The following is a 542-nucleotide window of genomic DNA, read 5'->3' as shown; positions in this document are numbered from 1 at the left end:
CAGGCGATGACGAGCAGGTCGGCCTTGGCCAGCACCTCGTCGAGCGATACGAAGCGCTCGTCCTTGATGTGCGGATCGGTGCACAACGTCTCGCGCGCCTTCAACGACAAGATCTTGCGCAGCTTGTAGGCGAGGGACTCACGCGGATCGTCGCTGCCACCCTTGAACGCCATCCCCAAAATGCCCACCGTCATCGACGACAGGTCGTAACTGTCCTCCAACCGCGACACCAGATACAACGGCAAACCCTCGTTGATCAGCATCGCCGAGTGACCCAACACGAAGTTGTTCCGGTTGAACGCCGCCAACTGCATCGTGTCCTTGAACAAACACGGACCCGCCGCGAACCCCGGCATCGGCAAATCCGCCGCCCGCGGGTAATCAAACGTGATCGCATGCCGGATCCGCGCAAAGTCGAGCCCGAAATCGTTGGCCATCATCCAAAACTGGTTGGCCGTCGCGAACTTGATATACCGCCACGTGTTCGTGAACAGCTTCGCCAGCTCCGCCTCTTCGGGCTCCAGCGGCACGATCTGGTCGGT

The 542-nt window shown here is 60.5% G+C and carries 1 protein-coding gene; it reads right to left on the bottom strand.

The genetic code is table 11. The annotated features are described in order from the left end of the window. Positions 1 to 542 (bottom strand): UDP binding domain-containing protein (locus tag AC5L36_RS45390; protein WP_494910003.1); only part of this gene is annotated, 542 nt, incomplete at both ends.

Source organism: Phytohabitans sp. LZ39, assembly GCF_059359075.1.
Note: the sequence above shows the minus strand (reverse complement) of the source record. Positions and strands in the feature narration are given on the sequence as shown.